Raw genomic sequence first — 3,668 nt, 5'->3', positions numbered from 1 at the left:
GGGACTGTCCGCCGACGCCTATGTCAGCGACCTGACCCTGGTCAAGGCGGTCAACGGCTGGGGTCCTGTGGAGAAGGACGCCTCCAACGGGGAGGACGCGGCGGGCGACGGTCGCCCCCTGAGCATCGGCGGCACCACGTACACCAAGGGCCTCGGCGTGCACGCGAACAGCCAGGCCCGGGTCTATCTCGGCGGCGGCTGCACCCGCTTCACCGCCACCGCCGGGGTGGACGACGAGGTCGGCGACGGCGGCAGCGTCTCCTTCCAGGTGGTCGCCGACGGCCGCCCGCTCACCAAAACCCCCGTGGTGCGCGGCTCCGACGGCGGCACCGCCATCGACGTGGACGTGACCGGCGCCCGCTGGCTGGACCTGTCGGTCGACGGCGACGGCGATGTCTCCTCGGACCACGCCGACTGGGCCGACGCCAAGCTGACCTGCGGCGGTGGTGCCTGATGCCGCATACGGCGAGACGAACCGTCCGCTGCGGCGCGGCGGCGCTGATCCTGGCCGCCCCGCTGCTCGGCACGGTCCCGGCGGCCGCCGACTCCGGGCCGATCACCGTCACGACACCCGCCTATGAACTGCGCGTCGCCACCGACCGGCTGACCGTCACCACCGTGCGGGCGGGCCGGACCGTGCTGGCCACCGCGCCCGCGGCGTTCCGGTTCCGGATCGGCTCCGACTGGCACATCGTCCGGGAGGTCACCGGCAGCAGCCGTGACGGCAACTCCGTGCACGTCACCGCCGCCACCGACCTGCCGGGCGTCACCGTCGATCTGCGGATCACCCTGCGCTCCGACCGGTACGACATGAACTGGTCCCTGTCGGGCGCCCGGGCCGACGCGCTCAGCACGGCCTATGACCTCAGCAGCGCCGGGCACTGGTACGGGCACGGCGAGAACAGCGACCAGACCGTCCAGCCGTGGCCGCTGGACTCCGGACAGGTGGTGGACACCGGGTTCAGCCCGGCGTCCTATCAGGTGGTCTCTCCCTTCTGGTACACCTCCAGCGCCACCGGCCTGCTCGCGAAGACGAACGACCCGATGGACGTGCGGATCAACTCCGGCGGCAACGGGCTCGGCGAGTTCACCGTCACCGGTGAACGCCCCTCCGACTCCACGGTGTTCGTCGAGGACACCCCTGCCGAGGTCTACCGCGACCACATCGCGCTGGTCGGCAAACCCGAACGCTCCGACACCCCCTACGAGCAGTACGCCACCCCGCTCTGGAACTCCTGGGCCCAGCTCTACGGCGAGCAGACCCAGGAGAACGTCCTCGCCTGGGCCCGCGCGCTGGCCGGCGCCGGGCTCGGCGGGCACGCGGTACAGATCGAGGAGAGCGTGATCGCCACCGACTTCGGTGAACGCTTCCCCGATCTGCCCGGCCTCTCCAAGGAACTGGACCGCCTCGGGTTCGACCTGGGCATGTGGACGGGCCTGTACATGCCCGAGAACGCGGCCAACTTCTCCGAAGCCGTCGACAACGGCTATCTGCTGAAGGACCCGTCCGACCCGTCCAAGCCCTGCCTGTTCACCTGGTGGAACGGTCGCCAGACCGGGCTGATCGACCTGGCGAATCCGGCCGCGCGGCAGTGGTACACCGACGATCTCACGGCCCAGACAGACGAGTTGGGGGTCGACGGCTTCAAGTTCGACACCGCCTTCTTCGACGACCGGTGCGCCCCCTACCCGGGGTCCACCCGCGCCGACTACGTGAAGTACGGCGCCGAGCTGGCCGACCAGTTCGACCAGCAGGGAGCCGGGCTCCGGGTCGCGTGGAACGCCGCGCAGGCCAAGGGCTTCGCCACCCGCACAGCCGACAAGCCGACCACCTTCGGAGGCCTGCGCGCCGCCGTCTCCGCCAACCTGGCGGTCTCCACGATCGGTTACCCGTTCGTCGAGACCGACATGATCGGCGGCTCGCTCGGCTACCCGCCGCCCACCAAGCAGGTCCTGGCCCGCTGGGCGCAGGCGGCCTCCCTGATGCCGCTGATGTACGCCTCCACCTCACCCACCGGAGTCCGGGACGCGACGACCGGCGAATGGGTCGGGTACGACCGGGAGACGGTCGACCTCTACCGGCAGGCGATCAAGACCCACGAGCGGCTGGCCCCGTACATCTGGGATCAGGTGCAGCGGACGGTGAAGACCGGCGATGCGATCATGCGGCCGCTGTTCTTCGACTTCCCGAAGGACGAGGCGAGTTACACCGTCGCCGACGAGTGGATGCTCGGCCCGGCCGTGCTGGCCGCGCCGAAGCTCGACGAAGGCACCACCCGGGACGTCTTCCTGCCCACCGGAACGTGGCGGGACGTCACCAACGGCAAGGTCGTCCGCGGCCCCGTGACGCTCAAGGGATACGCGGCGCCGCTCGGGGTGACCCCGGCGTTCGTGAACCTCAAGGCCCAGGGCGCCGGCAAGGCGTACGCGGCGCTCGCGCGCACCGACGCGGAACAGTAAAGGGGCGTCAGATGCAGGGGATACGTACCAGGCTCGCGGCTCTGCTGCTGGCGGTCTCGGCGGTCGTGGCCGGAACGGTGGCACCCGCCCAGGCCGGTCAGCAAGGCGACCGGCGCGGCTGGACCGGGACCTGGGCGACAGCGGCCAGTGAGCACTACGAGGTCTCGGGGATGTCCGAGGTGACGGTACGGATGCCGGTGCACACCAGCGTCGGCGGTTCGTCCGTACGCATCCGGCTGACCAACGCCTACGCCACCGATCCGGTGACGATCGGGCACGCGACCGTGGGCCTGCGGGACGGGGGTTCCGCCGTGGCGCGCCCGTACGACGTGCGGTTCGGCGGGAAGCGCGGGGTCACGATCCCGGCGGGCGGTGAGGCGGTCAGCGATCCGGTCCGCCTGGCCGTGCCCGCCCTGACCGACCTGGTGGTCAGCCTCCATCTGCCCGGTCAGGTCACGCACATCACCGATCACTGGTGGGCGCAGCAGACCGTGTACTGGACGGACTACGGGGCGGGCGACCACGCGGCCGACACCACCGGCGACGCCTACACCTGGACCACCACGAGCTGGCCGTTCCTCAGCGGAGTCGACGTGACCGCGCCGAGGACCGGGTCGGTGGTGGCGCTCGGCGACTCGATCACCGACGGATCCTATTCGACGGCAGACACCAACCAGCGCTGGCCCGATCTGCTCTCCGCCCGCCTCAACGCCTGCCGACCCGGTGCCGGAGTGCTCAACGCGGGCATCACCAGCAACCGGATCACCGCCGGGACCGAGACCAACCCCTCGGCGCTCGACCGGCTCGAACGGGATGTGCTCTCCCAGCCGGGCGCCAGGACCCTGATCCTCTTCGAGGGGATCAACGATCTCGGCGGGGCGAGTGCCGAGCAGATCATCGCCGGGATGACGGAGATCGCCGCCCGGGCCCACCAGCGCGGGATGCGGGTCGTCGGCGCCACGATCACCCCGTACAAGGACTTCACCTGGGGCGGCTGGAGCGAGGAGACGGAGGCCCGGCGGCAGCAGGTCAACGCGTTCGTCCGGGACTCCGGCCCCGTCTTCGACGACTACGCCGACTTCGACCGGGCGGTCCGGGATCCGGCGGATCCGCGGCTGCTGGGCGCGGCGTACGACTCCGGTGACCATCTGCATCCCAATGATGCCGGGATGAAGGCATTCGCCGACTCCATCGACCTGACGTCGCTC

3 protein-coding genes are annotated in these 3,668 nt (G+C 70.8%); all 3 read left to right on the top strand.

The window, feature by feature from the left end:
• On the top strand, positions 1-454 hold a 454-nt coding region (locus tag JF597_RS50000), incomplete at its 5' end, for an NPCBM/NEW2 domain-containing protein (RefSeq protein WP_294012838.1).
• Positions 454-2,460: a TIM-barrel domain-containing protein gene (locus JF597_RS49995; protein WP_294012836.1), complete on the top strand. Its 2,007-nt coding sequence runs from the start codon at positions 454-456 to the stop codon at positions 2,458-2,460. The genes JF597_RS50000 and JF597_RS49995, both read left to right, overlap by 1 nt.
• Positions 2,461-2,471: 11 nt before the next feature.
• On the top strand, positions 2,472-3,668 hold a 1,197-nt coding region (locus tag JF597_RS49990; RefSeq protein WP_294012833.1), incomplete at its 3' end, for an SGNH/GDSL hydrolase family protein.

Origin of the sequence: Streptomyces sp. (assembly GCF_019510245.1) — a bacterium.
Taxonomy (GTDB): domain Bacteria; phylum Actinomycetota; class Actinomycetes; order Streptomycetales; family Streptomycetaceae; genus Streptomyces.
The sequence above is the reverse complement of the archived record's forward strand: the minus strand, read 5'-3'. Positions and strand labels throughout refer to the sequence as shown.

Coding starts and splice junctions, on each gene's coding strand:
- JF597_RS49995 (WP_294012836.1), top strand. CDS start 454: ATGCCGCATACGGCGAGACGAACCGTCCGCTGCGGCGCGGCGGCGCTG.